Annotated in this window: 21 protein-coding genes; 9 read left to right on the forward strand and 12 right to left on the reverse strand. The window is 60.8% G+C overall.

What is annotated here, in order from left to right:
* Nucleotides 1-96: 96 nt before the first annotated feature.
* Genes ACR0FE_RS05225 through ACR0FE_RS05240 form a run of 4 tightly spaced genes read right to left on the reverse strand, consistent with a single transcriptional unit; the run spans nucleotide 97 to nucleotide 3,716 of the window.
* Nucleotides 97-807, reverse strand: a complete 711-nt coding sequence (locus ACR0FE_RS05225) for a VIT1/CCC1 transporter family protein (RefSeq protein ID WP_480911519.1) — start codon at nucleotides 805-807, stop codon at nucleotides 97-99.
* Nucleotides 808-866: 59 nt separating this feature from the next.
* On the reverse strand, nucleotides 867-1,856 hold the full coding sequence (locus ACR0FE_RS05230) for a YcjF family protein (RefSeq protein WP_170613357.1): 990 nt from the start codon (nucleotides 1,854-1,856) through the stop codon (nucleotides 867-869).
* The gene (locus ACR0FE_RS05235; protein WP_480911521.1) at nucleotides 1,849-2,304 is read right to left on the reverse strand and encodes an N-acetyltransferase family protein; all 456 of its coding nucleotides are present in this window, start codon (nucleotides 2,302-2,304) and stop codon (nucleotides 1,849-1,851) included. Before ACR0FE_RS05235 ends, ACR0FE_RS05230 begins: the two co-directional genes overlap by 8 nt.
* The gene (locus ACR0FE_RS05240; protein WP_480911898.1) at nucleotides 2,301-3,716 is read right to left on the reverse strand and encodes a YcjX family GTP-binding protein; all 1,416 of its coding nucleotides are present in this window, start codon (nucleotides 3,714-3,716) and stop codon (nucleotides 2,301-2,303) included. Before ACR0FE_RS05240 ends, ACR0FE_RS05235 begins: the two co-directional genes overlap by 4 nt.
* Nucleotides 3,717-3,829: 113 nt before the next feature.
* Here ACR0FE_RS05240 and truA point away from each other — a divergent pair, with 113 nt between their 5' ends.
* Nucleotides 3,830-4,597 carry a tRNA pseudouridine(38-40) synthase TruA gene (truA, locus tag ACR0FE_RS05245; RefSeq protein ID WP_480812652.1) on the forward strand — a complete coding sequence of 256 codons (768 nt, stop codon included), beginning with the start codon at nucleotides 3,830-3,832 and terminating at the stop codon, nucleotides 4,595-4,597.
* A gap of 1 nt (nucleotide 4,598) precedes the next feature.
* Here truA and ACR0FE_RS05250 read toward each other — a convergent pair whose 3' ends face one another.
* The 3 genes from ACR0FE_RS05250 to ACR0FE_RS05260 form a co-directional block, all read right to left on the reverse strand.
* Nucleotides 4,599-5,528, reverse strand: a complete 930-nt coding sequence (locus ACR0FE_RS05250; RefSeq protein ID WP_480911523.1) for a nickel/cobalt transporter — start codon at nucleotides 5,526-5,528, stop codon at nucleotides 4,599-4,601.
* Entirely contained in the window at nucleotides 5,513-6,160 is a 648-nt protein-coding gene (locus tag ACR0FE_RS05255; protein WP_480911525.1) for a DUF1007 family protein, read from the reverse strand. Before ACR0FE_RS05255 ends, ACR0FE_RS05250 begins: the two co-directional genes overlap by 16 nt.
* A gap of 75 nt (nucleotides 6,161-6,235) precedes the next feature.
* Nucleotides 6,236-7,036 (reverse strand): thioesterase family protein, encoded by an 801-nt coding sequence (locus tag ACR0FE_RS05260; RefSeq protein WP_480911527.1) that lies wholly within the window; start codon nucleotides 7,034-7,036, stop codon nucleotides 6,236-6,238.
* Nucleotides 7,037-7,194: 158 nt separating this feature from the next.
* On the opposite strand from ACR0FE_RS05260, the gene ACR0FE_RS05265 reads away from it, so the two are divergent.
* A complete protein-coding gene (locus tag ACR0FE_RS05265; RefSeq protein WP_480911529.1) occupies nucleotides 7,195-8,130 on the forward strand; it encodes a 2-hydroxyacid dehydrogenase in 936 nt (311 codons plus the stop codon).
* Between the two features lie 14 nt (nucleotides 8,131-8,144).
* Here ACR0FE_RS05265 and ACR0FE_RS05270 read toward each other — a convergent pair whose 3' ends face one another.
* Nucleotides 8,145-8,498, reverse strand: coding sequence for a hypothetical protein (locus ACR0FE_RS05270; RefSeq protein ID WP_170807724.1), 354 nt, complete (start codon nucleotides 8,496-8,498; stop codon nucleotides 8,145-8,147).
* Nucleotides 8,499-8,676: 178 nt separating this feature from the next.
* On the opposite strand from ACR0FE_RS05270, the gene ACR0FE_RS05275 reads away from it, so the two are divergent.
* The 3 genes from ACR0FE_RS05275 to ACR0FE_RS05285 all read left to right on the forward strand — a co-directional run bounded on the left by ACR0FE_RS05275 (nucleotide 8,677) and on the right by ACR0FE_RS05285 (nucleotide 10,966).
* Complete coding sequence (locus tag ACR0FE_RS05275) at nucleotides 8,677-9,510, forward strand: bifunctional allantoicase/(S)-ureidoglycine aminohydrolase (RefSeq protein WP_321251420.1); 834 nt, start codon at nucleotides 8,677-8,679, stop codon at nucleotides 9,508-9,510.
* 91 nt (nucleotides 9,511-9,601) lie between these two features.
* Nucleotides 9,602-9,925 (forward strand): hypothetical protein, encoded by a 324-nt coding sequence (locus ACR0FE_RS05280; RefSeq protein ID WP_480911531.1) that lies wholly within the window; start codon nucleotides 9,602-9,604, stop codon nucleotides 9,923-9,925.
* A gap of 54 nt (nucleotides 9,926-9,979) precedes the next feature.
* Nucleotides 9,980-10,966 (forward strand): type I glyceraldehyde-3-phosphate dehydrogenase, encoded by a 987-nt coding sequence (locus tag ACR0FE_RS05285; RefSeq protein WP_480911533.1) that lies wholly within the window; start codon nucleotides 9,980-9,982, stop codon nucleotides 10,964-10,966.
* A 41-nt stretch (nucleotides 10,967-11,007) separates the two neighbouring features.
* On the opposite strand, the gene ACR0FE_RS05290 is transcribed toward ACR0FE_RS05285, so the two are convergent.
* The 3 genes from ACR0FE_RS05290 to puuE all read right to left on the reverse strand — a co-directional run bounded on the left by ACR0FE_RS05290 (nucleotide 11,008) and on the right by puuE (nucleotide 14,399).
* Entirely contained in the window at nucleotides 11,008-12,435 is a 1,428-nt protein-coding gene (locus tag ACR0FE_RS05290; protein WP_480911535.1) for a uracil-xanthine permease family protein, read from the reverse strand.
* A gap of 63 nt (nucleotides 12,436-12,498) precedes the next feature.
* Nucleotides 12,499-12,984, reverse strand: a complete 486-nt coding sequence (locus ACR0FE_RS05295) for an ureidoglycolate lyase (protein WP_480911537.1) — start codon at nucleotides 12,982-12,984, stop codon at nucleotides 12,499-12,501.
* A complete protein-coding gene (gene puuE, locus ACR0FE_RS05300; RefSeq protein ID WP_480911539.1) occupies nucleotides 12,981-14,399 on the reverse strand; it encodes an allantoinase PuuE in 1,419 nt (472 codons plus the stop codon). The genes ACR0FE_RS05295 and puuE overlap by 4 nt, the downstream gene beginning before the upstream one ends.
* A 169-nt stretch (nucleotides 14,400-14,568) precedes the next feature.
* On the opposite strand from puuE, the gene uraH reads away from it, so the two are divergent.
* Nucleotides 14,569-14,925, forward strand: a complete 357-nt coding sequence (gene uraH / locus ACR0FE_RS05305) for a hydroxyisourate hydrolase (RefSeq protein WP_170678585.1) — start codon at nucleotides 14,569-14,571, stop codon at nucleotides 14,923-14,925.
* 172 nt (nucleotides 14,926-15,097) lie between these two features.
* On the opposite strand, the gene ACR0FE_RS05310 is transcribed toward uraH, so the two are convergent.
* Nucleotides 15,098-16,018, reverse strand: coding sequence for a LysR family transcriptional regulator (locus tag ACR0FE_RS05310; protein ID WP_480490508.1), 921 nt, complete (start codon nucleotides 16,016-16,018; stop codon nucleotides 15,098-15,100).
* Nucleotides 16,019-16,114: 96 nt separating this feature from the next.
* On the opposite strand from ACR0FE_RS05310, the gene ACR0FE_RS05315 reads away from it, so the two are divergent.
* The 3 genes from ACR0FE_RS05315 (at nucleotide 16,115) to ACR0FE_RS05325 (ending at nucleotide 23,373) form a co-directional block, all read left to right on the forward strand.
* On the forward strand, nucleotides 16,115-17,338 hold the full coding sequence (locus ACR0FE_RS05315) for a urate hydroxylase PuuD (RefSeq protein ID WP_480524873.1): 1,224 nt from the start codon (nucleotides 16,115-16,117) through the stop codon (nucleotides 17,336-17,338).
* Between the two features lie 147 nt (nucleotides 17,339-17,485).
* Nucleotides 17,486-19,291: an autotransporter assembly complex protein TamA gene (locus tag ACR0FE_RS05320; RefSeq protein ID WP_480911541.1), complete on the forward strand. Its 1,806-nt coding sequence runs from the start codon at nucleotides 17,486-17,488 to the stop codon at nucleotides 19,289-19,291.
* Entirely contained in the window at nucleotides 19,288-23,373 is a 4,086-nt protein-coding gene (locus ACR0FE_RS05325; protein ID WP_480911543.1) for a translocation/assembly module TamB domain-containing protein, read from the forward strand. Before ACR0FE_RS05320 ends, ACR0FE_RS05325 begins: the two co-directional genes overlap by 4 nt.
* The last annotated feature ends 32 nt before the right edge of the window (nucleotides 23,374-23,405 follow it).

A 23,405-nucleotide genomic window follows, 5' to 3' on the forward strand; every position in this document is an offset into this window, starting at 1 on the left:
ACGCCTTCCCGCAATGGTCCAGAGGTTCTGCCGCCCGGAGTGAAGAGCGGTGAGCGTGTCATTTTCAACACCAATTCCACACGACCAACCGGGCCGTCAGGGGTGAAACAGGGACCCGACAAGGTAGGCAATCATCGCCGCCGTTCCGCCGATCAACAAGGTCTCAAACCCCGACCGCCACCAAGGGGCCAGCGACCACCGGCTTTTCATCGCACCGATGGCGAAGAAAACCGCAAGTGTCAGTGAAACCGAGACCGCAAAGGCATTCTGGACAGACACCAGAAACGGAACCAACGGAACCATCCCGGCTACCAGAAACGCGAGGAACGTCGCCATTGCAGCCTTGAGCGGATGAGGCTCGACACTGCCCAGACCGTATTCGCCTTCGATCATCAGGTTGATCCAGTTTTCCCGATTATCGGTGATGGCATCCGTCGCCTCGTTCAGAACGCGGCCCGAAAGCCCCTTCTGAGCCAGAATCTCGCGCACTTCGCCGCGCTCGCCTTCGGGATAAAGGTCGATATGGCGTTCCTCGACCGCGCGAATGCGGCGGATATTGTCCAGTTCGGCCTTGGTGCCCGAATAGTTCCCCGCCGCCATCGAAAACCCGTCGGCCAGCACGTTCGCAAGGCCAAGCGCCACGATGACAAAGGGCGACAGACCCGCCCCGGCGACACCGGACACGATGGCAAAGGTCGTGACCGACCCGTCCAGCCCGCCATAAACAAGATCCCGCAGGACGCCGCGACCGGGCGGGGCATTGATCCGGGCGGAAATCTCTTTCTGGCTGTGACCGTGGTCGATCATGGCTGGCCCTCCGTCGCCATTAGCTTGGCGGAAGGATAGCACTATGGCCTTGCGTCAGATCAATCTTTCGAGAACAGGCCGCTCAGTGCACGCCGGATCATGCCGCGGGTCGACGGCTTGTGTCGCTTGGAAAAGGGTAACGGACGGCAGACTTCCATCGCGGCAACGCCAACACGGGCGCTGAGCGCGCCGTTTACCAGACCCTCACCAAAACGGCGGGACAGTTTGCTGAGGACTGAGCCGCCCAGAACCGGCTCCAGCAGATCATCACCCACAGCGACGGCACCCGTGGCGACCAGATGCACAAAGACTGCCCGCGTCAAACGCCATCCGCCAAAAAAACCGGCGCGGCCTCCGTAAATTTCGGCAATGCGCCGGATCATCCGCAGGGACGCCAGCATCGCCGTTGCGACATCCGCCAGAGCCAGCGGTACAAGCGCGGTCACGGTGGCCACCTGCCTGGCCGCCGCTTCGACCTCACGGCTGGCGGCAGCGTCGAGCGGGGCAAGCAATTCGTCCTCGGCAAGGGACAGCAGACCGCTGGCATCGAATTGCTCACTCATGCGCTCGGCCAGCCTGTCGCGGCCCCATCTCGTGTCTTCGCGGCCCTTGTAGAACGCGACCAGCCTGTTCGTGACCGACCGCGCCTGCGCCAGATCAGCTTCGGCCAGCGCGGCATCGGCGGCGCGGCGCATTCCATCCACGCGCGACAACCGTCCAATAGCCGCCAGTTCACGGATCACGATGATCAGCGTCACCAATACCAGCGCCGCAATCAGCCCGGTGACGATCCACCCCAGAACAGGCGAACGCGCCACCAGCGACGTTGCAAAATCCCACGCTGCAATCGATACCGCCGCGCCCACAACGGCCAGCGCCAGCCCCCAGAACCACCGGGACAGGGCAGAAGGTTTTCGGGCCGCAAGCCGGGCCGCGGCCTGCATTGCCTGACCTTGCGGCTGCGCAACATCGGGAACGGGCGGCACCTGCGCTACGTCGGCAGCGGGTTCATCCGCTTCCAGATCGATCAGAACCGGGCCTTTAGCCATTGTTGCCGCCCTCCGCATTCCAGACAAACCTGATATCCGGCAGGTTTTCATCGTTGTCCGATCCGTCGCCGCGCGCGACCTCGACAAATCCGTGACGCTCATAAAACCTGCGCGCGGGCCTGTTTGCCTCGAACGCGTACAGCGACAGCTGAGATCGTTCGATTTTAGCCCGGTCCAGCAATTTCCGCCCAATCCCCTGCCCCCGCGCCGCAGCAGCAAGATAGAGGGAGTGAACCTCGTCACCATGACGCGCCAGAAACCCCACGACGCCCTTGTCCGTCTCGGCCACAGTGACCCAACCCTGATCGATCATCCTGCCGCAAAACGCGATGGTTTCAGCGCAGGAATGCAGCTCGGGCATCCAGTCGTTTTCGCGTGCGAATCCATGCAGGATTTCACCGGTTGTGCCGGCATCCGTACTGCGGGCGGGGCGGAGTTTTACGGTCACAGGCGGTCTCCGATCAAAAACTGGGCGGCCCGGTCCAGCCGGATGTGCGGCGGCCCGTCCCCGGGGCGAAGGGTCAGATGCGCCGGGGCAAATGTCATGAAACCAAAATCATCGTTCAGCCAGTTCTCAGCCCCGTCGCGGGCCGGGCCCAGCAGATGAGCGGGATCTGACGGCAGATCCCCGGCATAAAAGGCGGCCTGGTTCCCGGTATCCAACAGGGTGCCACGCACGCAGGGCAGTTCCGACCCGTTGTGATTGCGCATTTCTTCCGTCGTGGCACGCAGCGACGCCAGCGACAGGGCGGCGGTCTCGGCTCCGGCGAATTTGGCCCTGTCCTGCGCTTCGCGCGTCAGCGCCTCCATGATCGCGGTCAGGCGTGGGTGTTGCAAGTGGTGCAGATGATCGGCCTTGGTGGCGGCAAAGAGAATACGCTCGACCCGTTTGCCCAGCAGCAATTGGCTGAGCCACGCATTTCGGCCTGGACGAAAAGCGGACAGGATATCTGCCATCGCGCGGCGCATGTCCTCGACCGCCTTCGGGCCCTTGTGAATTGCGCCCAGCGCGTCGACCAACACAACCTGCCGGTCGATGCGCGAGAAGTGATCACGGAAGAAGGGTTTGACCACCTGCGACTTGTACGCCTCGAACCGCCGTTCCATCTCGCGGTGCAGCGAGCGCCTGCGCGACGGGCCGTCAACCGGCAAAGGCGCAAAGGTCAGAACCGGTGATCCGGCCAGGTCGCCCGGCAACAGGAACCGCCCCGGTGTACAGTCGTAGTAACCACTGTCCCGCGCCCTATTCAGATAATCCGTGAACGCCGCTGCCAGCGCCTGAGCCGTCGGTTCATCGTGGTTGTAATTGGGATCGGTTGCCCCAATCCGTAACAGGAAATCTGTTGCTTCGGACCGGTCTTCGATGCGAGTCAGCGTGCCCTGCGACCACTCCGCATAGGATTTCTCCAACAGGGCCAGATCCAGCAGCCATTCCCCCGGATAGTCCACGATATCCAGGTGAACGGTACGTGGCCCCTGCAACCCGGCCAGCAAACCGGCGGGGCGCGCCTTGAATGACAGGCGCAGTTCGGACACCGCGCGCGTGCTCTCGGGCCAGTGCGGCGCGGGGCCGGTCAGGTCGGACAGATGAGATTCAAAGTCGAACCGGGGAACCGTGTCATCAGGCTGTGGTTGCAGATAGGCGGCGTTGATCCGCCCCTCCTGCTGGGCGACAAGCCCCGTCATGCGGCCCCGATCCAGAAGATTGGCCACAAGCGAGGTGATGAACACCGTTTTGCCGGACCGCGCCAGCCCGGTGACGCCCAGACGTATGACAGGCTCGAACAGGGTTTCAGACACGCGGTCGCCCACGGATTCGACACCGCGCACAAGACTGTCTGCCAGTGATGAGATGACCAATCCGCCGCCCCGCATGGTTGTTTTGCTCAAGATAGGTAGCAAGCCCCGAGGTTGCCAGAGCTTTTCCCAATCCGGCTCTTGCCCGGACCGGCGCGGCGCGATACCAGCGCCACATGCCAAGATACGCGCTGAAAGTCGAATATCAGGGGGAACCGTTTGCCGGATGGCAGCGGCAAAAGGACCTGCCGTCCGTGCAGGGCGCAATCGAGACCGCACTGTCGCGTATCCAGCCGGGTGAGCACACAATTGCCGCCGCCGGGCGGACAGACGCGGGCGTTCATGCGTTGGGACAGGTGGCGCATTGCGATCTGGTGAAAGACTGGGATTCGTTTCGCCTGTCCGAGGCGCTGAACTATCACCTCAAGCCTCAACCCGTGGCCATCGTAAAGGCTGCGCGGGTGGATGACGATTGGCATGCCCGGTTTTCAGCACTCGAACGGCAATACCTGTTCCGCATTCTGATGCGCCGCGCCCCCGCCACCCATGACAGCGGGCAGGTCTGGCAGATCAACCACCAGCTGGATGTCGACGCGATGCAAGCCGGTGCGGACATGCTGATCGGGCGGCATGATTTCACGACCTTCCGCTCGTCGATCTGTCAGGCGGTCAGCCCGGTCAAAACTCTGGATGAGTTGCGGGTTGAACGGGTTCAGGGCTTTTCAGGGCCCGAAGTGCACTTCCACGTGCGCGCGCGGTCGTTCCTGCACAATCAGGTGCGCAGCTTTGTGGGCACGCTGGAACGGGTCGGCGCGGGATCGTGGACACCAGAAGATGTGCGCGATGCGCTGCAGGCCGCTGACCGTGCTGCCTGTGGCCCGGTCTGCCCGCCGCAAGGCCTTTACCTAGCGCGGGTCGGATACCCTGAACCGGTGTTCGACTGACCTATAGCGCGCGCATCAGCAACCCGCTTGCGATCACTGCAATAATCAGACCCGCAACCAGTTCGATAGTCGGGGCCAGCACAGAAACGAACCGCGTGGCCGAGGCCGAGGCCAGAAGCCCCCCGCGCAAGCCGAAGGATGTCCAGCCCACAAAGGTTGTGACCGTCGCAGTGCCCAGCGCCATGGCAAATGCCCCGGCGATGCCGACCATTGCGATACCCATCTGCCAAGTCAGGATCAGCACGAACAGCGCGCCGGTGCAGGGACGCGCAGCAATCCCCGCGATCAGCACCAACGCCTCGCGCAGGCTGCCAACATTCGCCACTTCCTCGGGGCTTGGGCCATGGCGGTGACCGCACTCGGAACACTCCCCGTGATTGTGGTGGTGGTGATCATGGTGGTCATGATGACGGTGCGCGGAAGACTGTGAGTTTCGATGCTGTCGGGCAAAACTGCGAACCGCACGCAGGACAAGCCACATCCCGATCGCCGCAATGGCCCCATAACTGATCGGAGCCATCACCTGTTCTGTTGTCCCGATCAGAGACTCGCGCGACATCTGAAACACCAGCACCCCGGCATAGACCAGAACGATCGCCGTTACCGCCTGCCCCAGACTGGACAGAACACTGATTGCGGACAAACGCCAGAAAGCGACCTGACGGCCCAGCCCGTAGCCGCCGATCAGCACCTTGCCGTGTCCCGGGCCGATCGCGTGGAAAAACCCATAGGCGAAACAAACCGTCAGCAGGGTTGCGACAGCTTCCGGCTGTTCCGCGCGCGCGGCGCGCAGGGAACGCGCGATCTGGTTCTGGAAGTCCCGTTGTTCACCCGCAGCCCAGGCAGCAAGATGGTCGAATCCGCCGCTGCCCCAGAACCACAACAGCAAGGCACAGGCCAGCGCGACCGGAATGATCAGGAATTTGGACATGAAACGCGGATCTCGGTCGCAAAGCTTTCCCCGACAAGGGGGATATCGTTTTCTTCAAGGTCGACATCTGCATCCAATGTCAGCAGAAAAGCCTGCATCTGCGCCAATTGTCCGTCGATATCGGGTTCCCGGCGATCGATCTGGCAGCCATCCGGCCCGGAAATCGTCACCGGGCGCGTGACCTCGTAAGCCGTGTAGAAGGTTTCATCGAAAGGTTTGGCGGACAGGTCCGCCGCCGATACGCCGCCAGATTCGACCTCGCGCAGATGAGTTGTCACGATACGCCCGTCTTCGGTGGTCGCGGACGGCTCTGACGGCCCCGTCAATGAGACCGGCGTTCCACCTGCGGTGACGACAAGATCGCCGTTGTAGCCTTCGACCCATTGCATGTCGAAACCGGTCAGAACCGTCTGCTCGGCCTCGGACAACACGCCGTCTGCATCCTGATCGAGTTTCAGGTCTTCCAGAACCAGAAGGGAATAGAATTCGTCATAGACCCAGGTCACGCGGACATGAGTCAATTGGCCCGTCTCATCGACAATGAATTCCAGCCCGGTGTCGATATAGACATGCGGGTGCGGAATTGCCGAAACCGGCAGGCAACAGGTTAACAGTGTGATCAGCCAGCGCATGGCCAGAACATAGGGGCCGAAGACCGCTGCGGCAATGCACTTCCAACACGGATCGAAACATCCGAAGGGTATGCGCTAGCGCGGTGGAAGCAGAACGAGTGTCTGCAACGCCGTACCCACTGGCCCCTGCGTGTCATACAGGATCGCTTGCGACATTCCGATTCCGTTCGGCTGCCAGTGCGAGACCGACTCGGCCGCCAACCAGTCCGAAACAGGTTCGCGGTGGATGTGCAGCGTCAGGTCCGTGTTCATAAACCCCATGCCGGACGGTTGCACGTTGCACGAGATACCGTTGCCGCAATCGGCCAGCGGACACAGCGACTGAACAGGCGAAGGCTGTTCAGTGCCAAGCAATTGCGGCGTTCGCAACCAGATCGTCTTGGGACCAAGGCCCTGATTGCCGCCTTTTGGATAGGCCACGTCGACGGCCTGCGCAAAACAGTGCAGGTCATGCCGCAACTCCATCAAGGGAAAATCCCCGGTCACGAGATCATGAAATGCAGGTGCGTGAACCTCAGCCGTGGGAACCTCGCCCAGATCCTTGCGCACAAGATGCATTGTTGTTGCCGTTGCGCACAGCGTGTTGTCCAGATCGTGCACCGTGACCCGTGTTGTCGCCAATGTGCGTGTGTGCCGGGTGGTCTCGGCGGCAACCCGCAATCCCGCCAGCGGCAATGGCCGGATCAGGTCCACCGTCAGCCGGGTCAGCATCTTTTCGGGGCCTGTTTCAGCCTCGGCCGCGCGGACGATCAGGCCGGCAACGGGGCCGGCATGACAATGATCGGCGGACCACGGTCCGCGCGCCGGGTCGTTGCCGACAAACACGCCATCCGGGTCAAGGTCAAAGAAAGCCTTTTGGCTGGGCATGGCAGTCATCGGTGTCGGATCCCACGGGTCATTTGTCGATCATGTTTCCGCGATCCGACGACGGACCGGGCTTTACCTTTGGACCGAGAATGACTTAGCTGCCCGAAAGATGTCCAGTTGGGTGACGGAACGTCATTCGTTCAAATCGAAACACATGGGGGTGCGAAATGGCATTGTTGGTTGAAACCGGATTGTCCGACTGGATCAGCGATGATGATATTGCGCGCGAAATCCGGCGACACCATCCGGACGCGGACGTGCGCACCCCGGATACGATTGGCGATGCCGCAGACATCACGATGATCGCGCTTGTCGGCCTGCGCCAGGATCAGCCGAAGCGCTATCCGAATTTGAAACTCGTGCAGAAACTCGGCGCCGGGGTTGAGACAATCGTCAGCAATCCTGGCCTGACCGATCATGTCCGCATTACCCGCCTGAAACCCGATGCACCGGCGCAGGGCATAGCCGAATGGTTTCTCGCGTATGTCCTGCGCCGGCAGCGGCACATGGCAATCTATGAAGCCGCCCAGCGCCGAGCCGAATGGACTCCGCGCGCGCCCGGCTTCAGCCCTGATACGGTGGTCGGAGTGTTGGGGCTGGGCCATATCGGTGCGCGAACCGCCCGGATGCTGCGCGATGTCGGGTTCCAGGTCATGGGATGGAGCCGTTCGCCAAAGCAGATTGAGGGCGTGACCTGCCTGCATGGCGAAAACATGCTGCCCGACCTGCTGGGGCAGTGCGATCATGTCTGTGCCATCCTGCCATCGACACCTCAGACAATCGGATTGTTCGATGAGACGCTTCTGGGTGCGATGAAGCCCGGAAGCCAGTTGCTGAATGCCGGACGCGGTGATCTGATCGACGAAACCGCGCTGATGGCGGCGCTGGATCGCGGCACACCAGGTCATGCGGTTCTGGACGTCACCTCGCAAGAACCCCTGCCTTCGGACAACCCGTTATGGCGGCATCCCCAAGTGACGATCACCCCGCATGTGTCGGGCTGGCATCTGGGCAACGCATTGTCCGATGTGGCCGAGAATTTCCGGCGCCTGACCAGCGGTCAGCCTCTGCTGCACGAAGTCGACAGGGCGCGGGGTTACTGAATAATCGGTGACTGTCAGGGCGTCAGAATCCAGTTGCCGCTGGCGTCCTTGCATCTGCGTGTTCTGACCTCGCGGGAACTCTCGGCGCCTTCGGGCTGAATAAAATGCTGCAGATGAACGCAGTTGCCGCGAACATCCCGGACCCGGATCGTTCCCTTTGACCCCGTGGCGTCATTGACCCAGCTGCGTTCATCTCCGGCCCGCGCGCTGCCGGTCAGCAACTGGTCCGCCGTTGCATTTACCACTTCAAAATCCGCAGGGGTCAGCCCCATCTCCGATATGATGCGGGACAGCGGTTTGGCGTCTGCGGCAACGCCCAGACCAAAACTCATTACCGCTGCGAAGGTTGCCAATTTCCTGGGCTTCATATTCGCCTCACCGTTCTGAAATAGATTTAGTCCCAAGACTATACTCGCGCTGGTCCGTGGCCAAGCCCCCCACGGCGCGCACCTTCAAATTATCCCGAACAAACCTATCGCAACACAGGCGCTAGGACCGCCGGTTTATTGCCAGCATAGTGCGACCGATACGAACCAGAGGCATTCGATGGCACATCCGACTTATTACGCCCCATCCGGCGGGCATCCCGGCCAGGACCAGATTCTGACAGACCGCGCCATGTTCACCGACGCATACGCGGTGATCCCCAAGGGCACCATGCGCGACATCGTCACCAGTTACCTGCCATTCTGGGAAGGCACGCGTCTATGGGTGCTCTCGCGCCCGCTCAGCGGATTTGCCGAGACCTTTTCGCAGTACATTATGGAGGTTCAGCCCGGCGGCGGATCTGATCGCCCCGAAACCGACGCGCAGGCCCAGGGGGTGATCTTTGTGGTCGAGGGCACGGTCACACTGACCCTTGGCGGCGATGTTCATGTCCTTGAAACCGGTGGCTACGCCTACATCCCGCCGGGTTCGGACTGGACGCTGCACAACCGAGCAGATGAAGTGACCAGATTCCACTGGGTCCGCAAGGCTTACGAGGCCGTCCCCGGCCTGCCCGTGCCCGATCCAATCATCACCAATGAACGCGACGTGGTCCCCATCGAAATGCCCGGCACCGAAGGGCGCTGGTCGACGACCCGCTTTGCCGACCCGCAGGATCTGCGCCACGACATGCATGTCAACATCGTTAACTTCGAACCCGGCGGCGTGATCCCCTTTGCCGAAACCCACGTGATGGAGCACGGGCTTTACGTGTTGGAGGGCAAGGCCGTCTACAGGCTCAACCAAGACTGGGTCGAGGTCGAGGCCGGAGACTACATGTGGCTGCGCGCTTTCTGCCCGCAAGCCTGTTACGCAGGCGGCCCGGGGCGGTTCCGCTATCTGCTTTACAAGGACGTTAACCGGCACATGCCGCTGAACCTGTCGCGGCGTTAAACGGGTAGAATGGTCATTTGCCTGTCAGGGGTTCACAGAAGCGTCTGAATCTGGTGAAATATCCTCGGGTTATAGTACTGGAGATTGCACCATGTTATTTCGCGGAACGATGTTTGTGCTTGCGGCCGTTATCGGCCTGACGGCGTTCGATGCCGCACCTGTTGCGGCCAGGGGAGAAACCAAATCCGTATTTGTCATGAGCCGTACATGGGCTGTGACGCAGGTTTCAGACGCTCCGGTCATTTACCGCGCCACACGGGACAACAACAATCTGAACCCCTTCGGTCCGCCCCCGCGCCTGCGGACGATACAAGCCATAGCGGCGATCCAGCAGGCCACGGGTTGCAAGGTTATCCGCTCAAGCATGTATCAGAACATCTCGGGCCAGTTTTTCTCGCAGGTCTCCTGCGGTTAGAACGGTATCGAAACGGGCATTGAGATCGCCCGGTCAGCCTGCCATAGCTTGCCCATGAAACTCGCGATCAACGGATTCGGCCGTATCGGCCGCACAATTCTGCGGCAGGTTCTGGCCTTGCCGGAAGACAGCAATGTCGAGCTGGTGCTGATCAACGATATCGCCCCGCTTGAGACCTGCGCCTATCTGTTCAAATACGACAGCACCTTTGGCCCTTACGCCGGAACGGTCCTGGCCGAAGGTGACACCCTGATCGTGGACGGGCACCGGGTTCCGATGACCCACAGCGAGGATCTGACCCGTGTGGATCTATCCGGGGTCGATGTCCTGCTGGACTGCACAGGTATCGCACGCACGTCCGATGTGGCCAGCCGAGGATTGACTGCCGGTGCCAGCAAGGTGCTGATCTCGGGCCCCTCGCCTGCGACCGAAGTCACAATCGTACTGGGCGCAAACGAAGATCAACTGGGCAATGCCCGGATCGTTTCGAACGCATCCTGTACCACCAACGGGCTGGCTCCGCTGGTGCGGGTATTGGATGGGATCGGCGGCATCACCGCGGCCCATATGACAACGATCCATTGCTACACAAACAGCCAGCCGATGGTGGACGCGCCGCGCGGCGATCTTGCGCGCTCGCGTGCGGGTGCGCTGTCCATGGTTCCAACCACAACCAGTGCCACGCATCTGATTGACGAAGTCATGCCTCATCTGGCCGGTCGCATCTCGGGCGCCGCGGTGCGCGTACCCACCGCCAGCGTTTCGGCCGTAGACCTGATCGTGACCCTGGAAAACGAGATGAGCCCCGAGGTGTTCGACGCCAAGCTGCGCGCAGCGGCCGAACACTCGCCTATTTTGGGCTGGACGGACCTGCCTCTGGTCTCATCCGATCTGCGCACGCGACCCGAGTCGCTTGTGATCGCGGGCCCCGAAACTCGCATGGTGGGAAACAGGCAGGTCAGGGTGTTTGGCTGGTATGACAATGAATGGGGCTTTTCGGCGCGAATGCTGGATGTCGCGCGCCTGATGGCGGCAAGCTGAAGTCGACGCAGCCCGCCAAACGGCGGGCTGCGATTCACGGATCAGTCGTGGGGCAAGCTGCCCGAGCCATGCCCGGCCATTCCGCCTGACACCTCTTCGGTGGCCTCATCCGCCAGTTCTTCGGGCAGGATCAGATTCAGCACAATTGCGATGACCGCAGCAGGCAAAAGCCCACTTTTCATCAAGATGCCCAAAGTTTCCGGCAAGTGCTGGACCGCATCCGGTTCCAGTTGCAGCCCAAATCCGATGGACAACGAGATGGCAAAGATCACCATATTGCGCCGGTTCCAGTCCACATCGGACAACATGGATATACCAGCTGCGACAACCATCCCGAACATGACGATCACACCGCCGCCCAGCACTTCGATCGGAACGGTGCGGATAATGGCCCCGACTTTGGGGACCAGCCCGCACAGGATTAGAAACAGCGCACCAATGGTCACGACATTGCGGCTCATGACACCGGTCATGGCGATCAGGCCGACATTCTGGCTGAACGACGTGTTGGGCAACCCGCCGAACACACCGGCAACCGCCGAGCCAAAACCATCCGCATAGGTTGCACCGGCAATCTCCTTGTCGGTGGCTTCACGTCCGGCACCGCCCTTGGTCACACCGGACACATCGCCCACGGTTTCGATGGCCGAAACAAAGGCCATCAGACAGAACCCGATCACGGCAGCGAACGAAAACTCGAACCCGTATTTGAACGGCATCGGCAAGGCGAAGGCCGAGGCGCGGCTCCAGCTTGAACCGATTGCCTCAAATGTCACCATGCCAACCATCAGCGCGTATACGTAGCCGGCAGCCAGACCGATCAGCACCGCCGAAACCGACAGCATCCCGCGTGTAAAGAACTTGAGTGCAAGGGTCACGAAGATCACGACCAGAGCCGCCGACCAGTTCAGGGCCGAGCCGTACTCCGGCGTGCCAATCGCCGGAACGCCGCCAGCCGCGTATTGAATACCTACCTTGACTAGCGCTAGACCGATCATGGTTATGACCAGCCCCGTCACCAGAGGCGGCAGCGCAAACCGGATCTTACCGATCACCGCCCCGAGGCTGGCGTGAAACAGGCCACCGATCAGAACACCGCCGAACAGGGCAGCAAGCCCATCGACGCCCTTACCGGCCACAAGCGGGATCATGATGGGCAGAAAGGCAAAGCTTGTTCCCTGAACGATGGGCAAGGCCGCCCCGACCGGACCAAGTGTCACCGTCTGCAGCAGGGTTGCGACCCCGGCAAACAGCATGGACATCTGGATCAGAAAAAGAAGTTCCGGGAAATCGGGCGAATTTGACCCAAATCCGAATCCCGCCGCGCCCGCGACGATGATCGCGGGCGTCACATTGGACACGAACATCGCCAGAACGTGCTGTATCCCAAGGGGAACCGCCTTGTGTAATGCGGGTGTATAGTTCGGATCCCGAAGCTGTTCGGGCGTACCGATCGAAGTGTCGGCCATGAGTACTGTCCTCCCTGTCAGATTTCATGGGGGTCTTACCGCTTATCCTGCGGCTTCAACTGGCTACGGCACGACCTGATAGGGCGTGTCGAACCAGAATTCTTCAAGATTTGCGCCTGCGCCGATCCTGTCGACGACGGCAAACAGGCCGGGGGCGTGGAGCGGCGTCAGGACCCCGTGCCAGGTGCCGCGATGGTAATTCACCGCCTGCCCCGGCCGGGTCACAAAAGCCAGCGGTCGCCCGGGCTTGCCATCCGCGTCCGGCGCGACGATCACCAGAAAGGGCTGGTGGGTCATCGGGATAAAGGCCTGACTGCCCTCGGGGTGCCGTTCGACCATGTCGAGCGTATAGGGCAGTGCCCGTGGATTGGCGTTAAATAGGCTGATCCCGGCGCGCCCGTCGGCAAAATCCAGAGCCGCCCGGTCATGATACCGACCACATTGGCCCTGGTTTATGATCTTGTCCGGCTCGCCCGCAACGTCGATCACATCGCCGTATGGGGCAAACGCATCAGCGGTCAGCGGCTGAACACTGATCCGATTGCTCATGACGGCAACACATCCCGCAGGCGGAACTCAGCGATCCGTTCGACTTGTCGACAGGCTTCCGCAAATTCAGTGTCCCGGTCCTGCCCGATCCGCCGTTTGAACGCTTCCAGAATCGATGCCTTGTCGTGATCCCGAACCGCGATGATGAACGGAAATCCGAATTTGTCCGTGTAGGTCTGATTCAGATCCGTGAAAGTCGCGCGTTCATCGTCGGTCAACGCATCCAGCCCGGCCGAGGCCTGCTCGGTCGTGCTTTCCTGGGTCAGACGTTTAGCCTGCGCAAGCTTGCCCGCGAGATCGGGATGCGCTGTCAGCACGCCAAGCCTTTCCGTTTCAGTGGCCGAGCGAAACATGCGGGCCAGGGCATTGTGCAGGCCGCCCGCCGTGTCATGAGCCGGACCCAGTTCCAGACCAAAGGCGCGCTCGGCGATCCAGGCAGAGTGTTCGAAAATGCCGCCATAGCTGGCCACAAAGTCCTCCCGGCTCAACTCGGTCGGCCTTGCGCGCGGTATGGGTGGGTAATGCGCGGCCCAGTGTTCGGCGATCTGCAGGCGCGTGGCGAACCACACATCCGAAAACCCGCGCGCGTAATCCAGGAACCGTTTTAGGGCCATCACCCGACCCGGACGCCCGATCAACCGGCAATGCAGGCCAATCGACAGCATTTTTGGCACCCCGGCCCCGCCTTCGGCATAAAGCGCATCAAAGCTGTCTTTGAGGTAGGAAAAGAACTGATCGCCTGAATTGAACCCTTGTGGCGTTGCAAAGCGCATATCGTTGCAGTCCAGAGTGTAAGGCACAATCAACTGATGCCGATCACCGAACCGAGCCCAGTACGGCAGGTCATCCGCATAGGTATCCGCGACATAGGCCATCCCGCCTTCTTCTGCCGCCAGCCTTACTGTGTTTTCCGAGCACCGCCCCGTGTACCAGCCGCGCGGGCGCTCGCCCACGACTTCGGTATGCAGGCGCACGGCTTCGGCAATCTGGGCCCGTTCCTCGGCTTCGGGCATGTCCTTGTGTTCCACCCATTTCAAACCGTGGCTCGCGATCTCCCACCCTGCCGACTTCATCGCGGCCACCTGATCGGGTGAGCGGGCCAGTGCGGTAGCGACCCCGTAAACCGTGATCGGCAAATCTTTCATCAATCGGTGCAGGCGCCAGAACCCGGCCCGTGATCCGTATTCATAGATCGATTCCATGTTCCAGTGACGTTGCCCTGGCCATTGCGCAGCACCGACGATCTCGGACAGGAAGGCCTCGGACGCGCTGTCGCCGTGCAATAAGCAGTTCTCGCCGCCCTCTTCGTAGTTGAGCACGATCTGCACCGCGATCCTTGCACCACCGGGCCAATTGGCATTGGGCGGGGTGGCACCGTATCCGATCATATCGCGGGGGTAACGAGGGGGCTGCATGTCGTCTTCCGTTCCGGGTTTAACTTCCTGATTAATGCAATAGCCTAAAAATTCGTATCCGATTATCAAATCAATCCGAACGCTGTTTCCGGTTGTTTCGGCATTTCCACCATTTTGATGTTTGCGCCACACTGTGGCAAACCCGATGAAACAGTCAAAGGAGATCACTGTGGCAGGCTACCTGACAACCCATGTTCTGGACACGGCGCGCGGGTGCCCGGCGGAAGGTCTGAAAATCGCACTGTATCAGGTGTCGGGAAACTCCCATCGCAAACTGGTCGAGATGGAGACAAATTCCGACGGGCGCACCAACAGCCCCATCCTGCCGCAGGAAGACTTTGAAACCGGAACTTACGAGCTGATCTTTTTTGCCGGTGACTACCTGCGCGCAACCGGGCAGGCAGCAGAGGATCCGCTGTTTCTGGATCAGGTTCCCATTCGGTTCGGCATGTCCGATGCCGAGGCACATTATCACGTACCGCTGCTGCTTTCTCCTTACGGGTATTCGACCTACCGGGGCAGCTGACGGCTTTCCGCACGCCTCCTGCCGGTCGCCGACCCTTTCAGTGTCCTCTTCGGTTGGGCTGGGCACTGTTCCCGCCTTGATAAAGGTTGCAACCGCGCCGCGGCCTTGCCGCGGCGCCGGGCACAACGCTGTGCCGCGCCTGCAAGGCGCAAACGGCGGCGGAAGCTTCGGCTCAACCCTTCGCTTGCGAGCTGCGCACGACCTTACCGATACGTGAAATCATGAAATCCATGAACAACCGCGCCTTGGGGTCCTGATGGCGGCGATGGGTATAGAGGCATGCCATCTGCACAGGCACCGGCGGCGTCTGCGTTGCAACGGCCACCAAACGGCCCGCTTTCAAATGCTCCGCCACTTCAAAGGCGGGTTTCATCGCAATCCCCTGTCCGGACAACGCCCAATCGGTCAAAACATCGCCGTCATCGCATTCGAAGCGACCTGATACAGCGTATCGCTTCGGGCCCTCGGGTGTTTCCAGCAGCCATTGGAACTCTGTCGCGCCGGGGAAACGAAGGTTCAGACATTCATGCTTGTCCGAAACCAGATCCGCACCGGTCTGCGGCATGCCCCTGCGTTCCACGTAATCCGGCGCGGCGCATAGTACCCGCTGGCAATCCGCGATCTTTCTGATCCGCAGGGTGCTGTCCTCGGGCTGGCCAATGAAAAATGCCAGATCCAGGCCTTCGGTGGTCAGATCAACCGATCTGTCCGTCAGCCGCAGGCGCACGTCAATCTCAGGGTACTCCAACAGAAAATCAGGCACATGCGGGGCCAGCAACCGGCGGCCAACCCCCAACGGCGCCGCAACGAATAGCGATCCCCTTGGCGCTTCGGTCAGATGGACAACCTGCGCCTCGGCCTCATCCACCGCATCCAGAACCGCGACCGCACCGGGATAAAAGGCGCGACCCTGTTCGGTCGGACTGAGGTTTCGCGTGGTGCGTTGAAACAGACGCACGCCCAGATGATCCTCAAGCTGGGAAATCCGGGCCGAGGTTACGGCAGGGGAGATCCGCAGGTCTCGACCCGCAGCGGACATGCTGCCCAGATCATAGACACGGACAAAGGTACGGATGTTCTCGAGATAAGACATCTTATCGATTTTTTTGATACAGTTTGACAATATACGGGAATACCGAAGAAAATCCCTTTTGCCTAGTGTGACGGCAAGCAATCGGAGACTTCTTGCATGTATGACCTCGCCGTGTTCTGGGACTGGATAGCCTTTGCTGTGCGCTGGCTGCACGTGATCACTGCCATCGCGTGGATCGGATCATCCTTTTATTTCATAGCGTTGGATCTTGGGCTGAACCGCGACATCCCCGGCCCCGCCGATGGCGAGGAATGGCAGGTGCATGGTGGTGGCTTCTACCACATTCAGAAATACCTGGTCGCGCCCGAGCGGATGCCGGACCACCTGACCTGGTTCAAATGGGAAAGCTATGCGACCTGGCTCAGCGGGGCGGCGCTTCTGATGATCGTCTATTGGGTCGGCGGCGAGCTGTATCTGATCGACGCGCAAAAGGCCGATCTGGCGCTGTGGCAGGGGATTCTGATCTCGGCCGCCTCGCTGACCGTGGGCTGGCTGGCCTATGACTACCTGTGCAAATCCGGTCTTGGCGAACGCCCCACCCTTTTGATGGTGCTGCTGTTCGTGCTGCTGGTGGCAATGGGTTGGGGGTACAACCAGATATTCACCGGCCGTGCAATGATGCTGCATCTGGGGGCCTTCACAGCCACTATCATGACGGCGAACGTGTTCTTCATAATCATGCCCAACCAGCGCATCGTAGTGGATGACCTGAAGAACGGGCGCACACCGGACCCGAAATACGGCAAAATCGCCAAGCTGCGGTCCACGCACAACAACTACCTGACGCTGCCGGTCGTGTTCCTGATGCTGTCGAACCACTATCCACTGGCCTTTGCGACCGAATACAACTGGATCATCGCGGCGCTGGTCTTTCTGATGGGTGTCACCATCCGGCACTATTTCAACACCCGCCATGCCCGCGCCGGCAACCCGACATGGACCTGGCTGGTCACCGCCTTGCTGTTCATCGCTATCATGTGGCTGTCCACCGCGCCGATGTACAAACCGCTGGAAGAGGCCGAAGCGCAGCCGCTGACGCCTTATGAACAAAAATTCGCCGCGGCAGACGGGTTCGAAGAGGCGCATGACATCGTGCTGGGCCGCTGCTCCATGTGCCACGCTCGCGAACCGGTCTGGGAGGGTATCCTGTGGGCACCCAAGGGCGTGCTATTGGAAACCGAAGGCGACATCGCAAGAAACGCAAAGCAGATCTATCTGCAGGCAGGCGTCAGTCATGCGATGCCGCCTGCAAATGTCACCTTCATGGAGCCCGAGGACCGCGACGCCCTGATCCGCTGGTTCCGGAATGCGGGTCTTTGACCGCACAAAAGATTGCCTCAAATCGCAATTCGCACGTCATTTCCCTTTTCCTGCACCCCATCAGATGGTCTAACATGAAGTTGAACAGCCGCCGAACCATACAAGGCGGCCAAAGTGATTTCGAGTTGGGGCAGTTGGAGCCATTTGATGCAGGGAAGAAGGCCGCGCGCCATTCTTAAGTGCTGGCTGTTTGGCGTTGTCGTGGCCATCGCGCCGACCACATTGGCGGCGCTGGAAACCACGTTGACGGCGCCCGGAGCGCCGAAAGACGTGGTGGACCGCCTCAAGGAAAACTCTTCGGTAACAACAGCCAAATCGCGCGGGCTGGACACTCCGCTGGAAATACTGTCCGCCGCGCTTTCGGATTACCGCACCATCGTCCAGATCCTGTATGACGAAGGGTATTTCAGCCCGGTCGTCAGCATCAAACTAGATGGACAGGAAGCGGCCGATCTCAGTTCGCTGAGCGTTCCAAGCCAGATCAAGCGCGCTGTCATCACTGTGAACACGGGCCCGGTCTTTACCTTCGGAACAGCGCTTGTACAGCCGTTGGCCCCGCTGACCGTATTGCCCCAGGAATTTTCTACCGGCAAACGTGCGACAACGGGCGCGATCCAGCAGGCCACGTCCGCAGGTGTTCAGGCATGGAAAGACGCTGGGCACGCAAAGGCGGACGTTGCAGGGCAAAAGGTCGTCGCCCGGCACAAACAATCCAAGCTGGATGCCGAGATCGATCTGGCGCCCGGCCCGCGTCTGACATTCGGAAGGATGTTCATTGATGGCGACACCACCGTGCGGCACAGATCGATCGAAAAGATCGCGGGTTTTCCCACGGGCGAAGTCTACTCCCCCCAAAAAGTCCAGAAAGTCGGAACCCGTCTGCGCCGCACCGGGACGTTCAATGTTGTCTCGATCAAGGAGCGAGAAGAACCCAACCCTGATGGCTCGCTTGATTTTGATGCCACGTTCGAGGACCTGCCCCCGCGTCGTATAACACTCGGGGGCGAGCTTGCCTCACGCGATGGTCTTGATCTGACCGCGACATGGACCCATCGAAATGTGTTCAGGCGCGCGCAGCGGCTGAGGTTCGAGGCCGCGATCCGCAACATTGGCGGGGCCGAGAATATCGATGGGCGGATTGGCCTGCGACTGGATCAGCCAGACAGGCTGGGCCCCGACGACAGCACCTTTTGGAGCGCCCTGCTGGAGCGGCGCGACACCGAAAACTACAACGTTACCGTGGCCTCAGTGGCATATGGTGCGAGGCGCACCTTCTCGGACCAGCTTTATGCCGAGGCATCAGCAGGGTTCCAGTATTCGGATGCGGATGATGCCTACGGCTCCGGGCGCAAATTCAGGTATTTCATCCTCCCCTTCCGGTCGGAATGGGACCAGCGCGACAGCAAGGTCAGCGCCACGCGGGGGTTCTATCTTGATGCGAATGCCATGCCTTTTGCCGGACTGTCCGAGACCGAGTCCGGCCTGCGCATTTTTGTGGACGGGCGCGGCTATACCAGTTTCGGAACCGGCGGCAGGCTGGTGCTGGCCGGCCGCGTGCAGCTGGGGTCGGTTCTGGGGCCGTCACCGGACGGGGTGACACCGGATTTTCTGTTCTTCTCGGGCGGCGCGGGAACCGTGCGCGGACAACCTTTTGAAAGCCTCGGCATCCCGGTGGGAACCGGCGTGGCGGGCGGCAAGTCCTTTCTCGGCCTGTCCGGAGAGGTACGCGGCAAGGTCACCGACTCACTGTCTCTGGTCGGGTTCTACGACTATGGCACGGTCGACACGTCATCCTTCATCGGCAGCGGTGCCGAGTATCATGCCGGTGCCGGTATCGGTGCCAGATACGATCTAGGTGGGTTCGGCCCGTTGCGCGTTGATCTGGCATGGCCGGTTCAGGGCGACACCGGCAGCGGGTTGCAGTTCTATATCGGGATTGGACAGGCATTTTGATCCGGCGGCTTTCATATCCCGTTCTGATCGGCGCGGTGCTGATCACATCGCCCGTGACCGCGCAGGAAGATAGCGGCGGCAGCATGCTGGAGAATTTCCTGCAGGACACCCTGTCCGGCGACGACCAGAACGTCCGGGTCAAGGGCCTTCAGGGCGCGCTGAGTTCGCGGGCGACCATCGAAGAAATCACCGTGGCCGATGACGAAGGCGTCTGGCTGACCATCAAGGATGCAGTGCTGGACTGGAACCGGCTTGCATTGATCCGCGGCCGTTTTTCGGTCAACGCCCTGACCGCGCAGGAAATCGACATCGCCCGCGCGCCCGGGGCAACCACCAAGGACACCCCCGCACCATCGGCTGAAACCAAACCGTTCCAGCTGCCTGAATTGCCCGTTGCCATCCAAATCAGCGAAATCCGGGTGGACGAGCTGTCGCTGGGCCAACCGCTGATCGGGGTCGCGGCCGAGCTTGCCGTGAATGGAAATCTGTCGCTGGCAGATGGCACGTTGGATACCAAACTGGATGTCACGCGACTGGACCGGACCGGCGACCAAATCAGCCTGTCCGCCGGGTTTGAGAACGCGAGCAGTGAAATCCGTCTGGATCTGAAAGTGGTCGAGGATTCGGGCGGGCTGATCTCGACGGCGCTGAAGATACCCGACAGCCCACCGATCGGTCTGACCGCCACCGGGTCAGGTCCCCTTACGGATTTCACAGCGGATATCGGCCTGAGCAGTGACAACCAGCAGCGTGTCGCAGGACAGGTCCGGTTGCGGTCGGCCACGGCGGAAGGTGGCGCGTCAAGTGACGGCATTGCGTTTACAACCGATCTGAAAGGCGACCTGACGCCATTTCTGGCGCAAAACATGGACACGTTCTTTGGCCCAGACACGCGTCTGTTTGTCGATGGCCGGACGCAGCCGGACGGCGCGCTGGACATTTCCGATCTCGAGTTTTCCTCGCAGGCGCTGAAGCTGAAGGGAGAACTGCAGCTTGCCCCTGGCGGTGTGCTGCAACTGGCGGCCCTGCAAGGGCGGATCACGCCGCCGGATGGCGAAACTGTCGTGCTGCCGATTTCGGGCGGTCAGACATCTATCGAAGCGGCTCAGATTTCAGCGCTGTTCGATCAGAAGAACGGCAACCTGTGGGATTTGAGCCTGACAACAAACGCTTTCAAATCGCCGCAAATCGGGTTGCAGCGGGCGCAGATCACCGGCCAGGGAACACTGGAACAAGGTGCATCCTTACAATTCGAAGGTGACATTCAGGCCGCGCTGGACGGGATCGATCTGGCGGATGCCGGGCTGAACGCGGCACTCGGCGATCGCATCACACTGGACGGATTGTTCAGCTACGGTAGTGATCAGTCGTTGACCCTGTCAGGGGTGGAACTGGTGGGTTCGGACTATACGCTTGGGGCGGACGCATTGATCAGCGGTTTGGCCAGCGGTCTGACGATTGACGGAACGGCGACCCTAGACGCAACGGACCTGTCCCGGTTCTCGGAACTGGCCAAGCTTGATCTGGGCGGACAGGTCTCGGCCCGGGTCGAGGGTAATGGATCACCGCTGGAAGGCAGCTTTGACGGTAAGCTGAACGTCGAGGCCCGCGATCTGTTGACGGGCCGGGACGATATCGATCCGGTGATTGCCGGCGAAACGACCATTGTGGTGGATGCAAAGCGCGACACGGACGGCGTCACCATCCGTGACCTTACAGTAAACGGCGAAACCTTGCAGGCGGCGGCCAGCGGTGAGGTCACGACACCGGACGGAAACCTGACCATCGACGGTCAGGCCAGCGTCAACGCGCAGGATCTTTCCGTCTTTTCGGGTCTGGCAAAGCGCGAACTGAGCGGCGCAGTTCAGGCCACCCTCGACGGGCAGGGAACCGTGCAAACGCTGGAGTTTGACGGAACAGCCAGCGTAATCGGACAAGACATCACAACCGGGCTTTCGAACATCGATCCGCTTTTGACCGGTCGGACCACTATCGAGTGGGATGGCGCCCGGACCGCCGACAAAATTGATATCCGTAACGCCACGGTAAACGGCACCGCACTGAACGCGCAGGTCTCGGCGATTGTTCAGAATCCGACAGGGGATCTGTCCGTTGATGGACAGGCGCAATTGAACGCGCCGGATCTGTCGCTGTTCTCCGGCCTGGCAAAACGCGATCTGGCGGGTTCGGTGCAGGCCGACGCCAATGGGACCGCCGCGCTGGCCAACCGGACTTTTGACATCAAGGGCGATCTGGATGCGCGCGACATCCAGACCGGTATCGAAGCGCTGGACAAGCTGATTCAGGGCCGCACGACTTTGACGGTGGACGCCGAGAAAACCGAAGAAACCGTCGATATCCGGGCATTCCGTCTGCAGGGAACGGCCTTGTCCGCGGACGCGTCCGGTGAACTAAACCGCGAAAACGGGGGATTGACCTTCAACGTCAGACTGGATGACCTGGCCAGGTTGGCAAGCACCCTCTCCGGTCCTTTGACCCTGACCGGAAATGTGGCACCCGACGGTTCAGGGCTGGAAGGCACCGTTAGCCTGCGAGGCCCTGACAGCTCCTATGCCAGTCTGGACGGCAATGTTGGACTGGACGGAAACGCCGATCTGGAATTTGACGCCCGGTTCAACAAAATCGAACGGTTTGTGCCCGAGTTTCCGGGGACAATTGCGGCCAAGGGTACGGCAAAACGAGACAACGGCGTCTGGACCATCAGCGCCAAGGCCGATGGACCTGCGGAAATCAGCGGCGATGTCTCGGGGACATTTAGCGAGACCACCGGTCAGGCCGACCTGACCGCGCAAGGTGGTTTGAACCTTGGCATCGCCAATGTGTTTATCACACCCAACAAGATCGATGGTCAGGCGCGGTTTGATCTTTCGCTGAAAGGCGCTCCGTCACTGGCGGCCTTAAGCGGAACGGTTACAACCTCCGGTACAGCTCTGGCCATTCCTGCGGCTGGACAGACCGTGACGGGGATCAGCGGTTCGGTCGACCTGGCGCAAAGCCGCGCTACCGTCGCGCTGAACGGTGGGATGCAGGCTGGCGGGTCCTTTACGGTCAACGGCCCAATAGACCTGACGCCACCCTTCAATGCCAACATCACGACCGTTCTCAACAGCCTCGCGCTGACGGACAGGCTGCTATATGAAACGACGCTGAACGGCCAGGTCGCCATGACCGGCGCTTTGGCGGGCAACAGCTCGGTTGCCGGGCAGATCACATTCGACGAGACCAATATCAATCTCGCCGCAGCCTCCGGCGCGGTGGGCGCGGCACCCATTCCCAACATCACGCATGTCAACGAAAGCGCGGCTGGCTTCCTGACCCGGGAACGCGCGCAGCTGGTCGTGACCGGCGACAAAGCCAAAAGCGATTCCCGGATTGCGCTGGACGTCAGCCTGCTGGCCCCCAAAGCCGTGTTTGTGCGCGGCCGCGGTGTAAACGCTGAACTTGGGGGCAGAATCAATATCGGTGGAACCACGGCATCCATCGTGCCGTCCGGTCAGATTGAGCTTATCCGGGGTAACTTCGACATTCTGGGGCGCAGGCTGGCGCTGACCAAGGGTGTCGTGACACTTCAGGGCGACCTGACGCCCTATATCGAGTTCGAATCCTCAACCAGCACGTCGGACGGCACTGCCACGATTGAAATTGCGGGGCCATTGGATGCGCCTCAGGTCGACATATTTTCCGACCCTGAACGCCCTGCGGAAGAGGCCCTGGCGATATTGTTGTTCGGCAATCGCTTTTCCGAACTTTCACCCTTTGTGATCGCGCAAATGGCAGCGTCGCTGGCGCAACTCAGCGGTGCAGGCGGGGACGCAACCAAAGGGCTGCGCGATGCGACGGGCGTGGATACCGTCGACATTGGCGCCTCGGAGAGCGGTGCGGGCCGTCTGGGCGCAGGCGCTTATCTGAGCGACAACCTCTACACTGATTTCACGGTCAACACCGAAGGCGACACCGAAGTGAACCTGAATCTGGATGTTACTGACAGTTTCACCGTGCGAGGAACGGTCGACGGGCGTGGTGAAACAGGTTTGGGCGTCTTTTTCGAACGCGACTACTAGGGCCAGGTGCGGTTCCAGAACCATCGGGACAA

This window comes from Ruegeria sp. K7 (assembly GCF_056531785.1).